This window comes from Pseudomonadota bacterium (assembly GCA_023229365.1).
Taxonomy (GTDB): Bacteria; Myxococcota_A; Polyangia; order JAAYKL01; family JAAYKL01; genus JALNZK01.
The window spans coordinates 1-21,206 of record JALNZK010000095.1; the positions used below are offsets into that span (position 1 = coordinate 1).

Consider the following 21,206-nt stretch of genomic DNA (forward strand, 5'->3'; position numbering starts at 1 on the left):
GATCCTCGACGTACAGGAACTCGCGGCGCGGCGCGCCGGTGCCCCACAGCTCGACCGACGGCCGCCCGCCGACCTTCGCCTCGTGGAACTTGCGGATCATCGCTGGCAGCACGTGGCTCGACTCGAGGTCGAAGTTGTCGCCGGGGCCGTAGAGGTTGGTGGGCATCGCCGCGATGAACCGCGTGCCGTGCTGCCGGTTGTAGCTCTGGCACATGATGATGCCCGCGATCTTGGCGATCGCGTACGCGTCGTTCGTCGGCTCGAGCGGGCCGGTGAGGAGATACTCCTCCTTCAGAGGCTGCGGCGCGAGCTTGGGGTAGATGCACGAGCTGCCGAGGAAGAGCAGCTTCTCGACGCCGTGCCTCTGCGCCGCGTCGAGCACGTTCGTCTGGATCTGCAGGTTCACGCGGATGAAGTCTGCCGGGAACGCGTCGTTCGCCTGGATGCCGCCGACCTTCGCGGCCGCGAGGAAGACGAACGCGGGCCTCTCGCGGGCGAAGAAGGCGTCCGTCGCGCGCGGATCCGTGAGGTCGAAGTCGTCGACGTCGCTCGTCACGAGCTGCACGAAGCCGCCGGCGCGGAGCCGGCGCTCGATCGCGGAGCCCACGAGCCCGCGGTTGCCGGCGACGTAGATCTTCGAGGTGGGTTTCATCTCTTCTCCATGGCGCGGCGCACGGCGCGGACGACGGCCGCCCGCTCATCTTCCGCCAGAAGCGGGTCGATCGGCAAGGCGATCGCCTCGCGGCACGCGCGCTCGGCGTTCTCGAGCTCGCCGGGCCGCACCCCGAGGCGCTCGAAGCACGGCTGCAGGTGCAGCGGCGTCGGGTAGTACAGGGCGCAGCCGATCCCGTCCGCCTCGAGCGCGGCGGCGAGCGCGTCGCGGCGCGACGTGCGCACGACGTACTGGTTGAAGACGTGGCGATCGCCCGGGCGCTCGGCCGGCAGGACGAGATCGCCGAGCCCGCGCAGCTCCTCGGAGTAGAACCGCGCCACGCCCCTGCGACCCTCCTCCCACCGCGGGAGGTGGGGCAGCTTGACCGAGAGGAGCGCGGCCTGCAGGGCGTCGAGCCGGAAGTTGCCGCCCTTCGCCTCGTGGCGGTTCCTCTGCGCCGCGCCGTGCTCGCGCAGGAGCCGGATCCGCGCGGCGAGCCCCGGATCGTCCGTCACGACCGCGCCCGCGTCCCCGAGCGCGCCGAGGTTCTTCGCCGGGAAGAAGGAGAGCGCGCCCGCGGCGCCGAACGTCCCGGCGGCCCTGCCGTCCCGCGTGGCGCCGATCGCCTGGGCCGCGTCCTCGAGCAGCCACAGGCCGCGCCTCTCCGAGATCGCCCGGATCTCGCCTGCCGCCGCGCACGCTCCGAACAGGTGCGCCGGGAGGACGCCGACCGTGCGAGAGGTGATCCGCTCTTCGATGCGCGAGGGATCGACGTGGAAGCCGCCGGGCTCGAGGTCGGCGAAGACGGGGCGCGCGCCGAGGCGGGCGATGCACCCGGCCGTCGCGAAGAACGAGAACGGCGTCGTGATCACCTCGTCGCCGGGCGAGACGCCGAGCGCCATGAGCGCCGCGAGGAGCGCGTCCGTGCCCGAGCTCGTGCCGACGGCGAACCGCGCGCCCACGTGCGCCGCGAGCTCCTCTTCGAAACGCTCTACCGCCGGGCCGCCGATGAACCGCCCGCTCTCGAGCGTCTCACGGAACGCGCGCTCGAGCTCCGCGGCGAGCGGCGCGTGCAGGCGCGCGAGATCGAGCATCGGGATCATCAGAACAGATCGCCGTTCCACAGCATCCGCCGGAACGACGCCTCGGAGAGGATCTCGATGCCGTCGTCGAGCTGCCGGTTGCGCGGCTCCAGGGAGACGACGATTCGGCGCCGGACCGCGGGGTGATCATCCACCACCGTGCGCAGCCCGCGCAGGTGATCGGCCGTGATCCGCGGCGAAGCCTTGGCCTCGATCGCCAGCTCCATGTCACCGACGACGAAGTCGACCTCCGCGCCGCTCGGCAGCCGCCAGTACGAGAGGCGCTGCGGGCGCTCGGTGTACGCGGCGTAGGCCCGCAGCTCGTGGTGACACCAGTTCTCGAACGCCTTGCCGTACAGCTCCGAGCCGCGGGTGACGGCGCCGCGCCGGGCGAGCTGGTTCACGACGCCGACGTCGGCGAAGTAAAGCTTCGGCGCGGCGATGACGCGCCGCTTCGGCCGCTTGCGGTAGGCCGGCAGCCACGAGCAGACGAGGGTGTCGACGAGGATGTCGAAGTACGCCTTGACCGTCGGCGCCGACACGCCGCACTCGCGGGCGACGCTCGCCGCGTTCACCATCTGCGCATCGGAGAGCGCCGCCACCTCGAGGAACTCGGCGAACGCCGGCAGGTTGCGGACGAGACCCTCGGCCGCGATCTCCTCCTTGAGGTAGTCGCCGACGTAGCCCGCGAGCAGACGCCGCGGCGCGTCCGCGAGGTAGATGCGCGGCAGGTAGCCGTTGTTCAGGGCGCGATCGAGATCCCAGTCGGCGCCGAGATCCCCGGCGCAGAGGCCGAACAGCTCGTAGCGGACGGCGCGGCCGCCGAGGAGGTTCGCCTGCCCGCGCTTGACCTTGCGGGCGCTCGAGCCGCAGAGGCCAAAGCGGATACCCGCATTCTCGTGCAGCCAGTGCACCTCGTCGAGCAGCGCCGGCACCTTCTGCACCTCGTCGATCACGGCGAACCGCGCGCCGCCGGCGAGGAGCTCCTCGCGCAGGAGCTCGGGGTGCTGCGTGTAGCGGCGGAACGCGTCCGCCTTCAGGAGATCCACGTACAGGGCGTCAGGATAGGCCTGGTGCAGGAGCGTCGTCTTGCCCGTCTGGCGCGGCCCCCAGAGGAAGAACGTCTCGGTCCCGGCCGCCGGCAGGTGTAGAGTGCGCGAAAACATTGTTTTACTTTATCATGATAAAATAAAGTATCAACTCACAAACTGTCGCTCACCGCTTCGCGTACCAGTCGATGACCTTCTTCAGCCCCGCCGCGACGTCGATCGCCGGCGCGAAGCCGAGCACCCGCCGCGCCTTGCCGATGTCGGCCCGGCTGTGGCGCACCTCGCCCGGCCGCTCGGGCGCGTGCACGGGCTCGACCGCCGCGCCGACGAGCGCGACGATCTCGCGGCACAATTCGTTGATCGTCACGCTCGCGCCGCCGCCGATGTTGAACGCCTCGCCCATGGCCTCGGGGCCGGCCTCGCACGCGAGCAGGTTCGCCGCGATCACGTCGTCGACGTGCACGAAGTCGCGCGTCTGCCCGCCGTCGCCGTAGATGACGGGCGCCTCGCCCGCGAGCGCCTTGCGCGCGAAGATCGGGATCGCCGCGGCGTACGCGCTCTTCGGATCCTGCCGCGGCCCGAAGACGTTGAAGTAGCGCAGCATGACCGTCGGGAGCCCGTACGCGCGGTGGAAGAGCGCCGCGTACGTTTCGCCCATGAGCTTGGTCGCCGCGTACGGCGACGCCGGGCGCAGCGGGTGATCCTCGCGGCTCGGGACGATCGCCTCGTCCCCGTACACGGCCGAGGTCGAGGCGAGCACGAACCGCCTCGCCCCGGCGTCCCGAGCCGCGACGAGCGCGTTCAGCGTGCCCGTGACGTTGTGGTCGTGCGCGAGCGCCGGCTCGGCCACGGACCAGGGCACGGACGCGAGCGCCGCGTGGTGGAGCACGTAGTCCGCGCCCTCGAAGGCGCGCCGTAACGCCGCGGGATCGCGCACGTCGCCCTCGACGAAGGCGAAGTCGCCCCCGATCCCGGCGAGGTTCTCCCGCTTGCCGGTCAGGAGGTTGTCGATCCCGACGACCGCGTGCCCGCGCCCGGCGATCGCGCGCGCGAGGTTCGAGCCGATGAAGCCCGCGGCGCCCGTGATGACGAATTTCGACAAGGCAATTTCTGGTAGCACAACCGCGGCGGGCCGACCAAAGAAAACCGAGGCTAGGGACACCGGAAGAACCTAACTTTTCCATGTGATCCTCCTCGTCCGCCTACCGCGGCCACGAGGGCCGCGGCAAGGATGCCTGCACGCTTTCATGATCCATCATGGACCACCGGCAAGCCCTCCGGGCTTACTCCGAAGCTGCTTGCAGCGGAGGAGTATCCTGGCCGCGGGACTCGTTCCCGCGGGTGGAGTGCCCGAAACCGGCTAGCCGGGACCGCGGCGGCGGATCGCCTTCACCGCGAGCAGGAGCTCCTCGCGCTCGGCGGGCGCGAACGAGCCGCCGCCGAACCGCACGTCGTTGTAGCGGGCGGTGACGCGGCGGGCGCTCCCCGCCGGGCCGCCGAGGTCGGCCGGGAGCGCGTCGAGGTGCTCGAGCGGCGTCGTGCAGGAAGGCCGGGCGAAGCCGAGCGCGTCGAGCCGCCTTTCGAGGGCGAGGTAGAGCGCCGCCGCCGCGATCTCGTCCCGCCGCCGCCGCGCGCGCGCCGGGGCGCCCAGGATCGGGCCCCGCCGCAGCCGCAGCAGCCGGTAGAGCGCGGCGAGGACGACGATCGCGGCGAGGAAGGCGAGGACGGCGCGCCAGGGCACGCTCCAGTCGTCGAGCGGGTCGCGGCGTCCGTCGCCCCCGGCCAGCCAGCGCGCGAGCTCCACCTGCGTGTTGATGTCGAACCCGACGACGTACTTGAGCCAGCGCATGCGCGCCGCGTCCAGGGCGAGCGCCAGCGAGGACGGCGCGGGTCGGCGGAGCCCGGGCGGCGCGGGCGGCGTCGCCTCGAGCGTCCTCCACGCGCCGTCGACGAACGCCTCGACCCAGGCGTGCGCCGAGCTCGCGCGGACCGCGTAGTAGCCCCCGATCCGGTTGAAGTCCGCGCTGCCGAAGCCGGTGACGAACCGGCTCCGGATCCCGACGGCGCGCAGCATGAGCGCGGCCGAGGTCGCGAAGTGCTCGCACGTGCCGCGTCGCGTCGAGAAGAGGAACCTCGAGATCGGCTCCGTCCGGCCGCCCGCGGGCTCCGGCCCCGGGAAGCCGTAGGCGTGATCGCGCACGAGCCACGCCCGGATCCGCGCGGCGCGCTCCGCTTCGCCTGCGCCGCGGCCGACCTCCCGCGCGAGCGCCGCGAGCCGCTCGCTCCCGCTCGGCAGCGCCGCGTACGACGGGTCGTCCGCCCCGCCGCCGAAGGGAGGCGCGCCGGTCACGAAGGCGCGGTAGCGGATCCCGACCCTCGCCTCGTCCAGGTAGCGGATCATCCCCGCGTCGCTCGCCTCGAGCGCGCGCACCTCGAACCGGCCCTGGCGCGCGACGGGCTCCGTGCGGACGAGGCCGGTGCCGACCGGGACGAAGAGGTACGGCGGATCGAGCGACTCGAGCAGCACGTCGTACGCCTCCCCGCCCTCGCGCCCCGCCGCGCCCGCCGCGAGCCGGAAGTCGTAGCCGCGGTGCGCCAGCGGGCGCCACGCGATCCCGTCCCGGCGCTTCCAGGTGTCGCCGTCGTACGTGTCGAACACCGCGCCGCGCAGCTTGAGCGGCAGCACGGACGGCCACCCGCCATCGGGCGGCGCGAAGGCGGGCTCGATCCGCGCGACGATCGTCTCCTCGTCCCGGCCCCGGTCGAGATCGCCGATCCGCACCTCGCCGGTCATCCCCGCGAGCGAGGGCGGCCCCGAGATGCGGCCGAAGAAGCCGAGGCCGAGGCGCGGGAAGCCGAGGAACAGGGCGATCGTGATCGCGAGCACCGGGATGGACAGGGCGCCTATCCCGAGCACGAACCCGGGCGACACGACCCGCCGCGACGCCAGGAGCCGGTCGAGGGCGTGCCTGCCCTCGGGCGTGTCGTCGTGCCGGAACCGCCGCTCCATCTCGCCGCGCAGGTGCGCCATGGAGAGCGCGATCGGGACGAGCACGACGAACGCGACGAACGCGCCGGCGTACGCGAGGTCGAACGTCGTGACCGTCGCGCCGATGATGTTCAGGAACGAGAGCGCCACGATCTGCTGGTAGTCGCCGAACCGGCTGCGGCTGCAGAGCTTCAGCCCGAGGAGGAGGAGGGCGTACTCGAGCGCGGCCCGCGCGATCGGCACGCCGAGGACGGCCCGGGCGATCTGGATCGCGAGGAGGGCGAGGACGATCGCGAGGATCACCCTGCGGTAGCGCGGCGCGTCGATGCGCGGCGGCTCGAGCGGAAAGCCGATCGCGGCGAGCGCGGCGAGCGCGACGACGGAGAACGCCCCGACCTCGCCCGAGAGCGCCGTGGGCAGCACGGAGGCGGCGGCGAGCAGGTAGGTCGTCACCTTCTGGGCGAGGGAGAACCTCATGCCGGCGCCTCGCGCGCCATCGGGACGGCTGCGCGGACCGAGGGGCCGAGCGCCGCGGCGCGGGGACCTATCAGGATCGCCCCGGGCGCCGAGGCGACGGGCGGCGGCGCGGCCGAGAGCGCGCGCGGATCGAGGCGTGCCAGCCTGTCGAGGAGGATCGAGACGTCCGCGGCGCCGCCGGCCCCCTCGCCCCGGCCCGACGTGACGAGCGAGACGGCGAACCCGCGGCCCGCGAGATCGCGGGCGAAGGTCCCGGCGGCGCGGATGCGCTGCTCCACCTCTTCGCGCGCGGCGGGCGTGTCGGCGGCAGGCGCGGCGTCGAGCGCGATCTCCACGGCCCCGCGCACCTCGCGATCGGTCTCGCGGATCAGCGGCTCCCCGCCGAGCCGGGCCGTCGATCGCCAGTCGATCCGGCGCGGATCGTCGCCCGGCGCCATCGCGCGCAGCTCCCGGAACTCCTGCCCGAGCCCGCGCCGCTCGATCGCGCCCGCCCCCTCCTGCGACGCCTGCGGGAGGCGGGGCGTCGCGACGTCGATCCGCCCGGGGTGAACGAGAGCCTCGTCCTCGAGCTTGAAGTACCGCGTCTTCTCGAACAGCCCGAACGGGAACCGCGTGGACACGATGATCCCGTCGAAGACCGCCGGGCCGCGGCGGTGGAGCTCGCACCGGTACGCGATCGAGCGCTCCTCCGCCGGGCCGACCCGGAGGAGGAAGCGGCGGCGCTGGAACGGCGTGCCGTCGATCTCGTCCCGCAGCTCGACCGAGAACGACGCCGCGCGGCGCTTCTCGTTCCTGAGCGTGAGCTCGACCGGGAACACGACCCCCTCCTCGGCGCGGCGGGCGAGGAGCCTGCGGACGGACACGCCGCGCAGGGCGATCTCGGACAGCACCCCGCTGATCACGATCAGGCCGAGCATCATGCCGAGCACGAGGTAGAGGAGGTTGTTCCCGGTGTTCACCGCGGCGAAGCCCACGCCGAGCGTCACGATCACGTAGACGCGGCCCTCGCGCGTGAACGAGAGCCCGCGCGGGAAGACGTGCCGCCAGCGCTTGCGGCGCTTCCCGCGCCCCGCGACGGTCAAAGCGGGATCTCCACGGAGTCGATGATCTCCCGGATCGCGAGCGCCGCCGCGGCCCGCGCCTCGCGGCCGAGGCCCCCGGCCGCCGGGATCACGCGGTGGCACAGCACGGGCTCGGCGAGCGCCTTCACGTCGTCGGCGAGGCAGTACGATCGGCCCTGGAGGAGCGCGCGGGCCCGCGCCGCGCGGTGCAGCGCCATGCCGCCGCGCGGGCTCGTCCCGAGCGCGAGGAGCGCCGAGCCGCGCGTCCGGGACACGATCGCCATGAGGTAGTCGAGCACGGCCTCGTCGAACCGCACGGCGTCCACGGCGGCGCCGATCGCGAGGAGCGCCTCCGGCGACGCCACGGGGGAGATCGCGTCGATCGGATCCGAGAGCGTGGGCCGGGACACCACCCGCCGCTCCACCCCGCCCTCGGGGTAGCCGAGCGAGATGCGCATCATGAACCTGTCGAGCTGCGACTCCGGGAGCGGGTACGTGCCGTAGTGCTCGTCCGCGTTCTCCGTCGCGATCACGATGAACGGCGCCGGCAGCGGGCGCGGCGCCCCGTCGACCGAGATCTGCCGCTCGCTCATCGCCTCGAGCAGCGCGGACTGGGTCTTCGCCGGCGCGCGGTTGATCTCGTCCGCGAGGATCACGTTGCCGAACACCGGGCCCGCCTTGAACTGGAACTCGCCGGCCGACGGGTTCCACACCGCGACGCCGGTGATGTCCGCGGGCAGCATGTCGGAGGTGAACTGGATGCGCCGGAACTCGCCGCCCGACGCGCGCGCGAGGGCCCGCGCGAGGGTGGTCTTGCCCACGCCGGGCACGTCCTCGATGAGCAGGTGGCCGCCCGCGACGTACGTGCACACCGCGAGCTCGATCGCCCGCCGCTGCCCGAGCAGGGCGAGCTCGATCGCCGAGGCGATCCGCTTCGCGGCCGCTGCCGCCGCATCCGTTCCGTCCGTTCGTTCGCGCGCGTCTTCCATCCTGACACTCTAACCTTCGATGTCGGTGCGGTCCAACGGGAGGGCGATCGTGAACAACGGTTCGTCCGCGACGGCGCCGACCGCCAGCTCGCCGCCGTGCAGCCTGAGGATGCGCTCCGCGAGCGTGAGCCCGAGCGCGAGGCCGCCGGTGTCGCCCGGCAGCGCGTGGCCCTCGAACGAGGCGAACACGTCGAAGGCGCGCGTGCGCCACGCGGGATCCGCCCGCCCCTGCTCGTCGACCAGCGAGAAGAGGGCGTAGTCGCGGCCCTCCTCCATGCTCGAGACCTCGCGCACCGCGAGGAGGAGCGAGCCGCCGTCCATCGCGTCCGCGGCGCGGGAGATGAGGCCCACCATCACGCCGACGAACCGCTCCTTGTCGACGAACAAGGGCGGCAGGCCGGGCGCGCGCCCGCTGCAAAACGAGATCCCCCTCGGCGCGACGAACCGCGAGGCCGCGTCCTCGCACGCGGCCAGGAGCTCGTTGGTCGGCACCCACACGCGCTCGAGCTCGAACCGGCCGGCGTCGAGCTTCGCGGTGTCGAGGATGTCGCCGGTGAGCACGAGCAGCCGCTCCGCCTCGCGCGAGATGGAGATCACCGTGTCCCGTTGCCTGTCGGACAGCGCGCCGTCGATCCCCTTGAGCAGGAGATCCGAGAACCCGACGATGGAGTTGAGCGGCCCCCGCAGATCGTGGCTCATGCTCGCGAAGACCTTCGCCTTCTGCTCCCGCGTCCTCCGGCGCGCCTCGATGAGAGCCCCCTGCGACTTCAGCGCCGCCGCGTACTGCTCGCCGAGCTGCGAGATCTCGCGATCGAGCTCGACAGCGAGGCCGGAGGCGGGCAGGGAGAGCGTCGCCCCCGGCACCCCGTCCACCGCGGCGATCCGAGGCGCGATCCAGCGGCGCGCGAGCGCTGCGACGAGCGCGGAAGCGATCGCGGCGATCGCGAGCGCGACGGCGAGCTGCACTGCGGCCGGCAGGGCCCCCTCCGCCGAGTTGCCGGCGAGGTGCGCCCCGCGATCCGAGATCGGCACGACGACGACCGCCGCGCTCGCGGCGAGCCACTCGAACGCCGCGACGGCCGACCGCCGCGCGGGGCGATCCCCGGGGCCGCCCGCGCCGATCTCCGCGGCGACGCCGTCCGCGCCGGCGCGCGCCCAGAGGTGGAGCGGCACGAGGAGCGCGAGCGCGACGAACGCGGCCGACAGCCCGTAGCTCTTCGCCCACGCCGCGGGCTCGAGCCCCGCGAGGTGCGCGGCCGCGGTGAGCGCCGCGAACGCCGCGATCGTCGCCGAGAGGGTCACCGCCGCCGTGAACGCCGCCGGAAAGCGCCCGAGCGCCGCGCCGGGTCTCCCCTCGCCGCGCGCCAGCCGGGCGTAGAGCCTTTGCCGCACGAGGGCGGCGGCCGCGACGGAGATCGCCGCCGAGAGCGCGAGGGCGCCTCCGACGAGCGCGACGTCTCGGTCCTTGGGGAGGCCGTTCCACGCGAGCGGGATCGCGGCCCCGGTCGCGGCGAGCGCCGCGGGCACGCCGAGCCCGATCCGCGCTGTCGGCCGCCCTGTCACCGCGCGCCCTCCTTCGGTGCCGGCAGCGTCACCGTGAAACGCGTGCCCTGCCCGACGATCGAGCTGACGACGATCCGGCCGTGGTGGAGCTCCACGAGGCGCTTGCAGATCGCGAGCCCGAGCCCGGCGCCGCGGGCGCGCCCCGGCTTCATGCTGATCTGCTTGAAGGTGTCGAACACGCTCGCCTGGTCGGGCGACGCGATGCCGACGCCCGTGTCCACGACCTCGAGCTTGCCGCCGCCCGCGTGCGGGTAGACCTTGACGACGACGCTCCCGATATCGGTGAACTTGATCGCGTTCGTGACCAGGTTCATGACGATCTGCCACAGCCGCTGGCGGTGACCGGCGACCCGGACCGGCTCCTTTGGGGCGTCGAGCTTGAGCGTGAGCTTCTTCCCGCCGATCTGCCCGCGGCCCGTCTCGACGACCTCCCGCGCGATCTCCGCGAGATCGAGGATCTCCAGCTCGAGCGCCACGTCCCGCGAGATGAGCGACGAGAGATCGAGGATCTCGTTCACCATCTCGCGCAGCCGCACGGCGGCGTTGCGGACGATGCGCGCGTCCTCGGCCTTCGCCTCGTCGATCGGCCCGGCGCCGCCGGACTGGAGATCCGAGGAGAGCGAGACCACGCGATCGAGCGGGCCGTAGAGCTCCCCGGCGACCGCGGACAGCAGATCGGTGCGCCGGCCGTCCAGGGTCTCGACCTCGGCGAGCGCGTCCTCGTAGAGCGCCATCTCGCCCGCGAACCTGTGATCGAGGCGCACAAGAGCCTGGCCCACCGCGCAAAGCTCCGCGATCCGGCTCTGCGGGGTCGCCGCCGTGCCGCGCGGCCTCCGCCGCATCGACCCGCGGGCCGTCGCCGTGATCCCCCGGATCTCCGCGGCGACCGCCACTCCCGCGGCGAGGCCGATGAGGCCGGCGGCGAGGAGGACGAGCGCGACGAGGGGAAGGAGCTCGAGCGCGAGCGCGGAGAAGCCCTGCACCGTCAGGGCGTGCGACCGCACCGCCGCGGTGCCGATGCCGATCGCGGCGACGATCGCGGCGACGCCCAGCGACGCCCACACGGCGCGGCACGCGACGGGCGGCAGGCGCTCGGGGGGGGGCGGCGTGCCCGGGATCGACGAGGGGTGGTGTTCGATCGCGCCCATCGAGGCTCGCAGCATATCACGAGTGCCGATGGGAGAGGAGGGACAGGGGATGAGGCGAATGGGATATAGTGAGGACCGGGATGGGAGAGATGGGAGTCATGAGATGCATGGGGTGGGTGCTCGCGGCGACGCTCGTCGTCGCTCCCTGGAGCGCGCGCGCGCAGGGGAGCGAGGGGGTCGACGTCACGATGCCCCTCGTGGAGCAGGCGCTGCGCTTCCTCGAGTCCAAGGCGCTGGCGCCGCCGCCCGAGGGCGCGCTGCTCAAGGCCGGCGCGCTGCGCGTCTGCGGCGCGGATCTCTCGGGGCCCGGCTGCAAGGGGCCCGGCCTGCCGAAGCCGAACGCCGCCGCCACCGGCCCGGAGGCGGCGCGGCAGTGGCGCGCGCTGCTCGAGTCGGCGCTCGCCGCGGCGAGCCTGCGCGGGGGCGCCGCTTTCGACAAGGTGGGCTTCGAGCGGTACGTCCTGGACGCCATGGCCGAGGCGCTCGGCGATCCGTCGAGCTTCTACCTCCTGCCGGCCGTGTACCGGAAGATCGCGTCGATCCCGGCGTCGTTCGTCGGCTTCGGCCTGAGCGTCGTTCCCGAGAAGGACGCGCTCGTCATCGCCGCCGTGCACGAGGGCTCCCCGGCCTGGGACGCCGGGCTCGTCCACGGAGAGCGGATCACGCGCGTCAACGGGCAGGGCGTGACGACCTACAAGAGGCCGATGGCGCTCGCGGCCATCTGGGGCGCGGACGGCGGCAAGGTGCGCCTCACGGTGCAGCGCAAGGGCGGCGCCGAGGACGTGAGCCTGGTCTACAAGCCCTGGAGCTTCGCGCCGTTCTCGATCGACAGGTTCGGCGACATCGGCCTGATCCGCGTCCGCACGTTCGGGCCCGGCCTCGCGGCCGCGGTGCGGCGGGAGCTCGGGGGCTCGTGCTTCGGCCTCGTCATCGACCTGCGGGACGCCGCGGGCGGCGGCGAGGAGGAGATGGTCGCGCTCGCGGATCTGCTGCTCGGCGCCGGGTCGATAGGCGCCAAGGAGATGCGCGAGGAGCTGGGGCGCCGCACCTGGGACGCGGTCGCGGGCTCGCCGGGGGAGCGCACGGACGTGCCGATCGCGGTGGCGATCAACGGCGGGACGAGCGGGCTCGCCGAGGTGCTCGCGTCTGCCCTGCGCGCGCACGGCCGGGCGATCCTCATCGGCCGCGCCACCGGCGGCGTCGACACCCTGGAGACGCTCGCGCCGTTCCAGGACGGCTCCGCGATCCAGGTCACGTCGACGCGCCTCTACGGCCCGGAGAAGACGTCGACCGCGGACGGCGTGAAGCCGCACGTCGCGACCGAACGTCTCGGGGTCGTCGACCTCGCGATCCAAGTGCTCGAGCTGAGCCGGGGCGCCGCCATGGACGATCTCGTCGCCGCGGCCCGGACGGCCGTGGCGCTCCCGTGAGCCGCGTCGGCCGGAGCTAGAGCTTCTCGGAGACGATCTTGTGATCCCCCGCCGCGACCGTGAACACGACGGTCCGGGTGGCGCCGGAGACCGGGTTCGTGAGCACGAGGACGTGCCGGCCGGGCGGGATCTGCCGCGGCTTGTCGATCGGGATGGGGGTCGCGCCGATCTCGCGGCCGTCGAGCACGATGTTGGACCACGGCGACGAGTTGACGCTGAGCAGCGCCTTGCGGGGCACGGCGGGCGCGGTCCGGGCGCGATCGCCCTTGGGGCGCGGCGGCTCGTCGGGCGTCGCCTCGGGCGGACGCGGTCCGGCGTCGTCGAGAGCGCCCCCGTCCGGTGCGGGAGGCGTCGGGACCGCGCGGGCGCCGGCGTCCGCGACCGCGGGCACGGCGGGCGGAGGGGTCGCGGTCACGGTCGTCGCGCTGGGATCGTCCGGGGCAAAGAGCAAGAGCCAGGCGCCGGCTGCGACCGCGAGCGCGGCGAGCGCCGCCAGCCCGAGGATCCACGGCCGGAGGCGGGGCTTCGGCCGCGCGCCCGCGTCGACGAGGACGGTCCGCGCCGACGCCAGCTCGTCCTCCGCGACCTCGTCCTCCGCGAGCCGCACGGTCGCCGGTTGATCGTCGTTCCGGGTCGGCGGATCGGCCGCGTCGCGGTTCGCCGCCTCGAGCGCGGCCGCGAGGTGCTGCTCGACGGCGGACGACTTCATGTCCCAGTTCGTCCCGGTCGCCGCGGCGCTGCGCACGCGGTCGATGAACGCGGCGAGATCCCGCGCGCGCGGCTGGTTCCTCCGGGCGTCGAGCACGGCCGTCAGCTCCGCTTGGAGCTCCCGCGCCGAGCCGTAACGGTTCTTCGGGATCGCGTCGATGGCGCGCCGGACGATCGCGTCGAGCACCGGATCGGCGAGCGGGCGGCGCCCGTCGCGCAGCCGGACGCCGGACAGGAGCTCGTAGAGGACGGCCCCGCACGACCAGACGTCGGCGCGCGCGTCGACCTCCCCGCCGCAGGCCTGCTCCGGGCTCATGTAGCCCGGCTTGCCCTTGACGACGCCGGTGCTCGTCTTCCACTCCCGCGCCTCGGACCGCGCGATGCCGAAGTCGAGCAGCTTCACCTGGCCGTCGAGCGACACGAGGATGTTCGACGGGCTGACATCCCTGTGGACGAGCTCGAGCGGCCGGCCCTGGTCGTCCCGCTTCTGGTGCGCGTAGGCGAGCCCCTCGAGCACCTCGACGACGACGTGCATCGCGAGCTCGGGCGGCCAGTCGATCCCGACGATGCGCGCCCGGCCGCAGAGCGTCGCGAGGTCGAGCCCGTCGACCCACTCCATCGCGAGGTAGTAGTGGCCGTCCACGTAGCCGAAGTCGAACACTGGCACGATGTTGCCGTGGACCATCGACACGCCGAGGCGCGCCTCCTCGATGAACATGGCGACGAACACGCCGTCGGACGACAGCGCCGGGTGGATCCGCTTGATGCACACGGCCTTCTGCACGCCCTGGCCGTGGACGGAGACCGCGCGGAAGATCTCGGCCATGCCGCCGACCGCGACCTTCTCGATCAGCTCGTAGTTGCCGAACGTCTCGCTCATCGGCGGCAGCGCCTCAGGCCGGTGAGCAGCGCCGCGTCGGCGAAGGCCGCGAACGCGACGACCCCGGTGTTGTCCTGGATGAACGGCCCGAGCTTCAGCGCGAGATCGAGGAACACGACGCCGAGCGCGGCCGCGGCGTACAGCTCGAGGAGGCGCCAGGTCCGCGCGCCGAGCCGCCCGGTGAAGAGCAGCTTGAGCCCCGGGCCGAGCAGGAGGAGGTGCGTGATCGGGGTCACGAGCAGGTTCTCGTTGTAGTGCGTGTCGGTGTGCGTCGTGGCGACCCAGTACAGGACGAGCATCAGGCCGCCGAGCCCCGCGACGAGCCCGTAGGACGCGAGGCCGACGCCGAGCGCGCGGTTCGCTAAGCCGCGCCGCCGCACGAAAAGCGGCACGACGAGCCCGAACGCGAGCACCACGCCGACGATGCCGAGCACGACGACGTCCAGCGTCTCGATCTCGGCGCCCACGGCCGGGCCGCGGCGCTTCATCAGGACGCGGGAGCTCTCGACGAGCGGCCGGCCGTCGGGGAGGCGCGTCGCGTCGAGATCCTCGGAGAGCACGGAAGGCAGGAACTGCTCGTCCCACCGCGTGATCGGCCTGTCGATCGCCGGGCCGAGCGAGTACAGGATCACCGCGCTGTAGATCGGCATCCCCTCGAGCGCGCGCCGCGTCCAGTCGCGGTAGGTCCGGCCGGTCGGCGCCGCGTCGCGCCCCCGCCGGATCGCGCCGCCCGTGGCGCCGTCGATGAGGTCGCGGATCCGCGTGCAGCAGTTGTCGAGGTAGTGGCGGTACTTGTAGTTTCGGTTCTCGGGCCGCGCGTTCTTCTCGAGCCGCGCCGCGACGTCGGCCGCCTGCTCGGGCGTGAGGGCGAGCGTGCGGAGCTGAACCTCCCGGTTGTCGTACTGGTAGAACGACAGGATGCCGCGGTACGACGCGACCGACAGCCAGTAGATCAGGTCGCCGCGGGCGTACCTGATCCGCAGCGCCGGGTCGTCGAAGTCGAACGTGCCGAAGTTGTAGACCTTGCGCGTCCTCTGCGCGCGATCGTCGACGACGACGCCGATGTGGCCGAACCGCGAGAACAGCGCGTCGCCCTGGCCGACCGTCAGCACGTGGACCTTGTAGCGCCCGCCCTCCGCCGGCGCCGCGAAGAGCGCCGCCGCGCACAGGAGGATCGACAGGCCCGCGGCCACGCCGCTGAACGCTCTGGGCATGGGCGCATCCTACGCCGAATCGGGCGCCGCGTGTAGCCCGGGGGCGACCGCCTGGCAGGGCGCCCCGCGACGCGGTAGAATCGGCGCAGAACCCCGGAGGTGGCGACATGAGGCTCCTGGCGAAACCTTTCCTGTGGCTCCTGACGAGCGCGATCCCCGTGTTCATCGCCGCGTGCTACGGCGCGCCGATGGAGGGCGGGGAGGCGGAGAAGAGCGTCGCCGGGCGCGTGCTCTCGGCGCTCACCGGATCGGGGATCTCCGGCATCCGGGTGAGCTGCATGGTGCCGGGCGCGGAAGGCCCCGAGGTGTACGATCAGGCGTACTCCGAGGGCGCCGACGGCGAGTTTCTGCTCTGGACGTCCGAGTACTCGCCGTGCGAGACGCTCCTGTTCGAGGACGTCGACGGCGCCGAGAACGGCGCGTTCCAGACGCTGGAGATGGACTACGTCGACACCGGCGAGGACGTCACGGCCGAGCTGGTCGAATAGAACTCGGGCCCGCGCCCCCTGACACAAATGTCGTGTTCGGCGTCGCTTCGCGCGGCTCTTTTCGCCGAGGGCGCTCGACCGCCGAGCGCGCGGGCTCTCGGGATCCGCGGGCCGGACGATTTCCTCGGACGCGTCGGCACGCGGATTGCTACAATCCCGCTCATCCAGGGAGGACCCATGCTGAAACGTCTGGCAAAGCCTTTCTTGTGGCTCCTGACCACCGCGATCCCGGTGTTCATCGCCGCGTGCTACGGCGCGCCGGGAAACTACGGGGATTGGGATGCCGGCCAGGATCCGGAGAAGAGCATCGCGGGCCGCGTGCTCTCCGCGCTCACCGGCAGCGGGATCCCGTACATCAAGGTGAGCTGCCTCATCTCCGAGGACAACGGCCAGTACGTGTACGACGAAACCTACTCCAAGCCGGATGACGGCGCGTTCGAGCTGTGGTCGTCGGAGTACACGCCGTGCGAGATCCTCCGTTTCGAGGACGTCGACGGCGCCGAGAACGGCGCGTTCCAGACCTTGGAAACGAGTTACGTCGACAACGACCAGGCCGTTATCGTCGAGATGGTCGAGCAGGATTGATCGACCGCTCCTCGGCGTCTGCTTGCCGCGTTGGGAGGATGTCTTGAAGATCAATCACAACAAAGTGGCCCCGCTCGCCGCTGTCCTCGCGGCCGCGGCGACGTGCGGCTGTTTCCCGTGGCTATTCGGCGACGACGACGAGGAGGACACGGGCTACGAGGACACCGATCCGGTGACCTGTGACGACGAAGGATACTGGCCGGGCGACTTCATCGTCGCCGACGAGGACTCCATCTCCCACCTGGCTGGCTGCCGCTACATCCAGGGCGACCTCACGATTGCGTACACGGAGCTGGACGACCTCACGGGGCTCGAGGCGGTGGAGACCGTTGGCGGCAGCTTGCGGATCGAGACGAACGAGCACCTGGAGAGCCTCGCCGGCTTGAACGGCCTGTTCGAAGTAGAGGGAAATATCGAGATTTACGACAACGACGCGCTCCGAGATCTCACCGGGCTCGGCGGGCTCGTGGCGGTCGGCGGTTGTCTCGCCCTATACCAGAACCCGGCGCTCGTTTCCCTGGACGGGCTGACCGAGCTGCGGTTCCTCACGGGCGCGCTCAGCGTCTCGGTCAACTCGTCGCTCGAGAGCTTGCCGGCGCTCGACCATCTCGATGCCGTTGGTGGTGTCTATATCGACGCCAACGGCGAGCTCGACTCCCTGGCAGGGCTCGTCGCCCTCGAGGTCGTGTCCGGGGACGTGGGAATCACGGACAACGCCAGCCTCGTGGAGATCGATGGGTTTTCAGCCCTGACGGCGATCACCGGCTCGCTTCGCATCGAGCGGAACGGCCGGCTCGCGAGGCTCGGTGGGTTCGACGTCCTGACCACAGTGGGGCAGCACGTCGTCGTGAACGGTACGCCATGGAGCGAGAACCCGGGCGAGGAGCCCGATACGCCGATCGAGTCCGCCACCGCGTTCCCGAACCTCGCGACCGTGGGCGGTGACCTCGCGCTCCTGAACCTGGGCCTCGAGGATCTCGCGTTTCTGGGATCGCTCGACGCCGTGGGCGGCCACCTGTCGGTGGGCACGTCGATGCCGACGCCGGAACCGATCGCGGCCGTCCCCCCGCCGAGCGGGACAGTCGCGGGGAGTGTCATCCTGAACGGCAACCTGTACCTGAGCGATCTGACCGACCTCGGCTGGATCGAGAACGTGGGCGGGCTGATCAACCTCCATTCGAACGACGCACTCACGAGCCTCCAGGGGCTCGACGGTCTGGAAACGGTCGGGGGTGTCTACCTGTATGGGAACCCCTTGCTCGCGTCGATCGCGGCGCTCGCCGGTGTGGCCTCGTTCGGCTATGGCCTACGGATCGACAACAACCCAGCCCTGCCGTCGCTCCACGGCCTGGAATCGGTCACGGCGATCGGCGACGATCTCGTTCTTGCTGAGAACGGGTCGCTCGCGAGCTTGGACGGGCTCAGCGGCCTGAACGCGGTCGACGGCGATTACATCTTCATCAAGTACAACCCGATCGAGTACTGCGAGATCGAGGAGTTCACGGATCATATCGTCGAGAACGGTTTCGACGGCGAGGTCGACATCGAAGGCCTCGGCGACACGGAGTGCCTCGAGCCGGACGGCGGTGTGGAGCCGGACGGCGGCGTCGACGGCGGAATCTGAGATGAAGAGAACGCCCTGCGCCGCGCGATCCGCGCGCGCTGACCGCTACCGGACCTTCTCGATCTCCATCGTGATGGTGTCCTCGTACTCGTCCGCGTCGTCGCCGTGGGCGATCGCCTCGGTCTCGCCCGAGATGACGAACGTGGCGTGCTCGCCCGCGATCCGCGAGAACAGCACGCGCTTCTTGACGCCGTCGTCGTCGAGGTCGAGCGCGCACAGGTTCTCGTTGAGCTCGGACACGAGGCTCCCGTGGCACACCGGACAGTGGAACGTCCACGTGTCGCCGTGCTCGAGCTCCGCGCCCGGCGGCAGGTAGAGCGTGTAGTCTCCGGGCTCGGGGGAGAAGCCGAGCAGCATCTGCGCGCCGCCGAAGAGGCCGACGAGCACGACCATCTGCCCGCCCGGGTTGACGACGCTTCCGCACCCCGTGCAGCTGTAGATCCACGTCATGGGGTCACTCTAGCCCTGTGCGACGATAGGCACAACAAGCGGGAACCATGACGAGACCCATCCCCTGGCCCCTTCCCGACACGGGAAGGGGTGCGCCCGAATAGATCTGCGAGATGCCTCCCCCTTCCGTTTCGGAAGGGGGACCGAGGGGGTAGGTCACTCGATCACGATCCCGGCGTAGCCGACGACGCGGCGCGTGTCGCCGCTCGCCTCGGCCGAGGTGGTGTACCGGATGAGCTCGGCGGACACCGCGCCGAGCGCCTTGGCCGCGAACAGCGCCGCGGTCACCGGGATCACGCCGCACATGCTGATGTCGTGATCCGCGACCGTGCGGAAGAGGCCCTCCGGATCGAGGGCGAGGACGCGATCGGTCGCGAGCCGGTCGAGCCGCTTCGCCTCCTCAATCGGGATCTGGTGCGACATGTCCGTCGACGCGACGATCAGCACCGGGCCGGCCACCGCCGCGATCACCGCCGCGATCGACTCGCCGATCTCGTGGAGCATCTCGAGGTTGATCCACCCGAGCGCGACCGGCGTGAGCCGGAGGTTGGGGTTGCGGCGCCAGAGGAACGGCACCACGACCTCGATCGAGTGCTCCTCGCGGTGCGCGTCGTCGTCGAGCTCGAAGATCGGTCTCCCGGCGAGCGCGTCCGCGAGCTCCCTGTCGATCGGCACGTCGCCGAACGGGAACCGCCACGCGGAGGCCTTGGCCACCGCGGCCCGCACGCCGTGGCGCGTGTGCTTCGGGCCGATCGCGAGGATCCGATCCGGGACCAGCACCGAGGCCGCGACCGCGCCGGCGGTCTTCCCGGAGTACACGTACCCCGCGTGCGGCATCACCGCCGCGATCGCCTCGCGCGGGCCTCCCGCGGGCGCGACGAGACACGCGTCCACCTCGGCGAGCAGCGAGGCCCTCTCGCCGGGGTAGAAGAACCCGGCCACGGCGGCTTCCCGGATCGACATGGGGAGACAATACGGCGCCCGGCGAGGATCGGCAAGCGGCGGGCGGGGCGTCGGCGAGCTAGGCGCAGGTCTGCAAGCCGCTCTCGGGATCGACGCTGCAGCAGTCCATGTATTCGTTCGCGATGTTGTAGCAGCAGCCGGTGTAACCCCAATCCTCGCAGTTCGTGGAGGCGAGGTACCCTTCCTCTCCGCACAGGTACAAGAAAATGCCGTCGCAGCAGCCGAACTGCTGCGTCTCCAGGTCGGGTCCGATGTCCTCGCAGGTCGTCGGCACGCCGTCGCAGGCCACGTAGTGCGGGTCGGCCTCGCAGCCCGCGTCCGCGCCGGCGTCCCAATCGGAGTCGGAGTCCGAATCCGAATCCGTGTCGGTATCGGTGTCCGTGTCGCCGTCCGTGTCCGTGTCCGTGTCCGCGTCGGTGTCGGAGTCGGCGTCCGAGGCTCCCGAGCCGTCGTCACCGCACGCGCCCTGGACGACGCCTATCGACATCGCGCAAATGATCGCACAGCATGATCTCGTCATCGTGCCACCTCCCTTCATGCCCTACTTCGCTCGACCGCCAGCGCTGGAACCTTCCGCGATCGTGCGCGCTGGCCGGAATCCGAAGGTCGCCTGGCGCGCATATCCGCTCGATTCGAACTGGTGCGACGCCCTGGCCAAACACCCCCACCAGTCGTAGTTGCCCCCATTTAGGCCGCGCCGTTCGTCGTCGTCCTCGGTCGTCCCCATCGGATCGACCAGCGCCTGATCCCACTTGTCTTCGTTCGCGTCGAGCGAGAAGCCGGTAAACACATAGTCCACCCATTCCCAGGCGTTGCCGAGCATGTCGTACAGGCCGAACGGGTTGGGCTGCTTCAGGCCGACCTCGTGGGTGCGGGCGTCGGAGTTGAAGCAGTACCACGCGATGCCTCCGAGCACCGGTTCCTCGACGCAGCCGCCCTCCTGGCTCGTGACGTCGCCCGCGTAGGTGTTCGTCGTCGTGCCGGCCTTTGCGGCGTACTCCCACTCGGGACCGGTCGGCAGGCGGTAGCCGGCGCAGTCGTACATCGACGCGTGCGTGCGGACCGGTCCCTCGCAGTAGTAGTTACCCGGGGGCACCGTCGGTCCCGAGGTCACGCCGTCGGCGACGACGCAGGATCCGTCCCAGAGATCGGCGCAGCCGCTGCCGATGGTCCCCGTGCAGCGCGAGAGGTCGTAGCACTGCTCCAGCCCCTCGAAGCGCGAGAGCGCGTTGCACCAGGCCATCGCCTCGAATTGATCGATCACGGTCACCGGACAGTCGTCGCACGCAGGCGCGTTGTGCGGCACGGTGAAGCCGAGTGCCTTCCACTGCCGCTGCGTGATCTCGTTGTGGGTTCCGGAAATTGTGCCGGGGGGATTCCGGAAATTCTGTCCGGTAAATTTGCTGCCGAAGCGTCCTGTCCGTCAAGCCCGAGATGGAGGGTTCGGATGGACGGGCCGTCGAGCTTGAGCAGGCGGCCTCGCTCGAGGACGCGGTCGACGATGGCCTGAGCGAGGTCCTCGTCGTGGAGGACACCGCCCCAGGAATCGGGCGACTTGTTGGTCGTGAAGATCATCGCGCGGCGCCGCAGGTGGCGTTCGTTGACGACGTGGAAGAGCATGTTCGCCGCGTCGGTGCCGTATGTCAGGTAGCCCACCTCGTCCACGACCAGGACGTCCGGATGCGTGTAGCGCAGGAGATTTTCGGAGAGCCGGCCCTGTCGGAAGGGAAATGGGGTCAAGAGTGTTCACTATTCACTTACTTCTTCTACGTCCAGCTCGGCGCGCCAGCGGGTGAGCCGAGCGTCTTTCTCCGACCATCGGTTGACCACGTTGTGCACCTGTCGAGTGGTCAT

The 21,206-nt window shown here is 71.5% G+C and carries 20 protein-coding genes; 5 read left to right on the forward strand and 15 right to left on the reverse strand.

Annotated features, from left to right (window positions below; all coding sequences use genetic code 11):
• The 9 genes from M0R80_24140 to M0R80_24180 all read right to left on the reverse strand — a co-directional run.
• The coding region (locus tag M0R80_24140; GenBank protein ID MCK9462723.1) for a GDP-L-fucose synthase at positions 1 to 652 on the reverse strand (652 nt) is incomplete at its 3' end.
• On the reverse strand, positions 649 to 1,755 hold the full coding sequence (locus tag M0R80_24145) for a DegT/DnrJ/EryC1/StrS family aminotransferase (protein MCK9462724.1): 1,107 nt from the start codon (positions 1,753 to 1,755) through the stop codon (positions 649 to 651). The genes M0R80_24145 and M0R80_24140, both read right to left, overlap by 4 nt.
• Positions 1,755 to 2,900 (reverse strand): DUF4143 domain-containing protein, encoded by a 1,146-nt coding sequence (locus M0R80_24150; GenBank protein MCK9462725.1) that lies wholly within the window; start codon positions 2,898 to 2,900, stop codon positions 1,755 to 1,757. The genes M0R80_24145 and M0R80_24150 overlap by 1 nt, the downstream gene beginning before the upstream one ends.
• 49 nt (positions 2,901 to 2,949) lie before the next feature.
• A complete protein-coding gene (locus M0R80_24155; GenBank protein MCK9462726.1) occupies positions 2,950 to 3,885 on the reverse strand; it encodes an SDR family oxidoreductase in 936 nt (311 codons plus the stop codon).
• A 258-nt stretch (positions 3,886 to 4,143) separates the two neighbouring features.
• Positions 4,144 to 6,249 carry a DUF3488 and transglutaminase-like domain-containing protein gene (locus tag M0R80_24160; protein ID MCK9462727.1) on the reverse strand — a complete coding sequence of 702 codons (2,106 nt, stop codon included), beginning with the start codon at positions 6,247 to 6,249 and terminating at the stop codon, positions 4,144 to 4,146.
• Positions 6,246 to 7,331 carry a DUF58 domain-containing protein gene (locus M0R80_24165; protein ID MCK9462728.1) on the reverse strand — a complete coding sequence of 362 codons (1,086 nt, stop codon included), beginning with the start codon at positions 7,329 to 7,331 and terminating at the stop codon, positions 6,246 to 6,248. Before M0R80_24165 ends, M0R80_24160 begins: the two co-directional genes overlap by 4 nt.
• On the reverse strand, positions 7,328 to 8,299 hold the full coding sequence (locus M0R80_24170; GenBank protein MCK9462729.1) for an AAA family ATPase: 972 nt from the start codon (positions 8,297 to 8,299) through the stop codon (positions 7,328 to 7,330). The genes M0R80_24165 and M0R80_24170 overlap by 4 nt, the downstream gene beginning before the upstream one ends.
• Before the next feature lie 9 nt (positions 8,300 to 8,308).
• Entirely contained in the window at positions 8,309 to 9,862 is a 1,554-nt protein-coding gene (locus M0R80_24175) for a HAMP domain-containing histidine kinase (protein ID MCK9462730.1), read from the reverse strand.
• Positions 9,859 to 11,010, reverse strand: coding sequence for a HAMP domain-containing histidine kinase (locus M0R80_24180; GenBank protein MCK9462731.1), 1,152 nt, complete (start codon positions 11,008 to 11,010; stop codon positions 9,859 to 9,861). The genes M0R80_24175 and M0R80_24180 overlap by 4 nt, the downstream gene beginning before the upstream one ends.
• 89 nt (positions 11,011 to 11,099) lie before the next feature.
• Here M0R80_24180 and M0R80_24185 point away from each other — a divergent pair, with 89 nt between their 5' ends.
• Positions 11,100 to 12,440 (forward strand): S41 family peptidase, encoded by a 1,341-nt coding sequence (locus tag M0R80_24185; protein ID MCK9462732.1) that lies wholly within the window; start codon positions 11,100 to 11,102, stop codon positions 12,438 to 12,440.
• 16 nt (positions 12,441 to 12,456) lie between these two features.
• Here the strand turns inward: M0R80_24185 and M0R80_24190 are convergent, their stop codons facing one another.
• Positions 12,457 to 14,028 (reverse strand): protein kinase, encoded by a 1,572-nt coding sequence (locus M0R80_24190; protein ID MCK9462733.1) that lies wholly within the window; start codon positions 14,026 to 14,028, stop codon positions 12,457 to 12,459.
• The gene (locus M0R80_24195; GenBank protein MCK9462734.1) at positions 14,025 to 15,242 is read right to left on the reverse strand and encodes a DUF4105 domain-containing protein; all 1,218 of its coding nucleotides are present in this window, start codon (positions 15,240 to 15,242) and stop codon (positions 14,025 to 14,027) included. The genes M0R80_24190 and M0R80_24195 overlap by 4 nt, the downstream gene beginning before the upstream one ends.
• Positions 15,243 to 15,349: 107 nt before the next feature.
• Here M0R80_24195 and M0R80_24200 point away from each other — a divergent pair, with 107 nt between their 5' ends.
• The 3 genes from M0R80_24200 to M0R80_24210 all read left to right on the forward strand — a co-directional run bounded on the left by M0R80_24200 (position 15,350) and on the right by M0R80_24210 (position 17,939).
• The gene (locus tag M0R80_24200) at positions 15,350 to 15,730 is read left to right on the forward strand and encodes a hypothetical protein (protein ID MCK9462735.1); all 381 of its coding nucleotides are present in this window, start codon (positions 15,350 to 15,352) and stop codon (positions 15,728 to 15,730) included.
• Between the two features lie 177 nt (positions 15,731 to 15,907).
• Positions 15,908 to 16,315, forward strand: coding sequence for a hypothetical protein (locus tag M0R80_24205; protein MCK9462736.1), 408 nt, complete (start codon positions 15,908 to 15,910; stop codon positions 16,313 to 16,315).
• 43 nt (positions 16,316 to 16,358) lie between these two features.
• Complete coding sequence (locus M0R80_24210; protein ID MCK9462737.1) at positions 16,359 to 17,939, forward strand: hypothetical protein; 1,581 nt, start codon at positions 16,359 to 16,361, stop codon at positions 17,937 to 17,939.
• Between the two features lie 45 nt (positions 17,940 to 17,984).
• On the opposite strand, the gene M0R80_24215 is transcribed toward M0R80_24210, so the two are convergent.
• The 4 genes from M0R80_24215 to M0R80_24230 all read right to left on the reverse strand — a co-directional run bounded on the left by M0R80_24215 (position 17,985) and on the right by M0R80_24230 (position 20,658).
• Positions 17,985 to 18,389: a hypothetical protein gene (locus M0R80_24215; GenBank protein ID MCK9462738.1), complete on the reverse strand. Its 405-nt coding sequence runs from the start codon at positions 18,387 to 18,389 to the stop codon at positions 17,985 to 17,987.
• 156 nt (positions 18,390 to 18,545) lie between these two features.
• Positions 18,546 to 19,352 (reverse strand): AmmeMemoRadiSam system protein B, encoded by an 807-nt coding sequence (gene amrB / locus M0R80_24220; protein ID MCK9462739.1) that lies wholly within the window; start codon positions 19,350 to 19,352, stop codon positions 18,546 to 18,548.
• A 58-nt stretch (positions 19,353 to 19,410) separates the two neighbouring features.
• Positions 19,411 to 19,872, reverse strand: coding sequence for a hypothetical protein (locus M0R80_24225; protein MCK9462740.1), 462 nt, complete (start codon positions 19,870 to 19,872; stop codon positions 19,411 to 19,413).
• A gap of 21 nt (positions 19,873 to 19,893) precedes the next feature.
• Positions 19,894 to 20,658, reverse strand: a complete 765-nt coding sequence (locus M0R80_24230) for an SUMF1/EgtB/PvdO family nonheme iron enzyme (protein ID MCK9462741.1) — start codon at positions 20,656 to 20,658, stop codon at positions 19,894 to 19,896.
• A 128-nt stretch (positions 20,659 to 20,786) separates the two neighbouring features.
• On the opposite strand from M0R80_24230, the gene M0R80_24235 reads away from it, so the two are divergent.
• Positions 20,787 to 21,206 (forward strand): hypothetical protein (locus M0R80_24235; GenBank protein MCK9462742.1); only part of this gene is annotated, 420 nt, incomplete at its 3' end.

What these genes read in the sequence shown, in the direction of transcription:
- M0R80_24145 (MCK9462724.1), bottom strand. Translation starts at nt 1,755, where the DNA reads ATGATCCCGATGCTCGATCTCGCGCGCCTGCACGCGCCGCTCGCCGCG.
- M0R80_24150 (MCK9462725.1), bottom strand. Translation starts at nt 2,900, where the DNA reads ATGTTTTCGCGCACTCTACACCTGCCGGCGGCCGGGACCGAGACGTTC.
- M0R80_24160 (MCK9462727.1), bottom strand. Translation starts at nt 6,249, where the DNA reads ATGAGGTTCTCCCTCGCCCAGAAGGTGACGACCTACCTGCTCGCCGCC.
- M0R80_24170 (MCK9462729.1), bottom strand. Translation starts at nt 8,299, where the DNA reads ATGGAAGACGCGCGCGAACGAACGGACGGAACGGATGCGGCGGCAGCG.
- M0R80_24180 (MCK9462731.1), bottom strand. Translation starts at nt 11,010, where the DNA reads ATGGGCGCGATCGAACACCACCCCTCGTCGATCCCGGGCACGCCGCCC.
- M0R80_24185 (MCK9462732.1), top strand. Translation starts at nt 11,100, where the DNA reads ATGGGAGTCATGAGATGCATGGGGTGGGTGCTCGCGGCGACGCTCGTC.
- M0R80_24190 (MCK9462733.1), bottom strand. Translation starts at nt 14,028, where the DNA reads ATGAGCGAGACGTTCGGCAACTACGAGCTGATCGAGAAGGTCGCGGTC.
- M0R80_24195 (MCK9462734.1), bottom strand. Translation starts at nt 15,242, where the DNA reads ATGCCCAGAGCGTTCAGCGGCGTGGCCGCGGGCCTGTCGATCCTCCTG.
- M0R80_24200 (MCK9462735.1), top strand. Translation starts at nt 15,350, where the DNA reads ATGAGGCTCCTGGCGAAACCTTTCCTGTGGCTCCTGACGAGCGCGATC.
- M0R80_24205 (MCK9462736.1), top strand. Translation starts at nt 15,908, where the DNA reads ATGCTGAAACGTCTGGCAAAGCCTTTCTTGTGGCTCCTGACCACCGCG.
- M0R80_24215 (MCK9462738.1), bottom strand. Translation starts at nt 18,389, where the DNA reads ATGACGTGGATCTACAGCTGCACGGGGTGCGGAAGCGTCGTCAACCCG.
- amrB (MCK9462739.1), bottom strand. Translation starts at nt 19,352, where the DNA reads ATGTCGATCCGGGAAGCCGCCGTGGCCGGGTTCTTCTACCCCGGCGAG.
- M0R80_24225 (MCK9462740.1), bottom strand. Translation starts at nt 19,872, where the DNA reads ATGACGAGATCATGCTGTGCGATCATTTGCGCGATGTCGATAGGCGTC.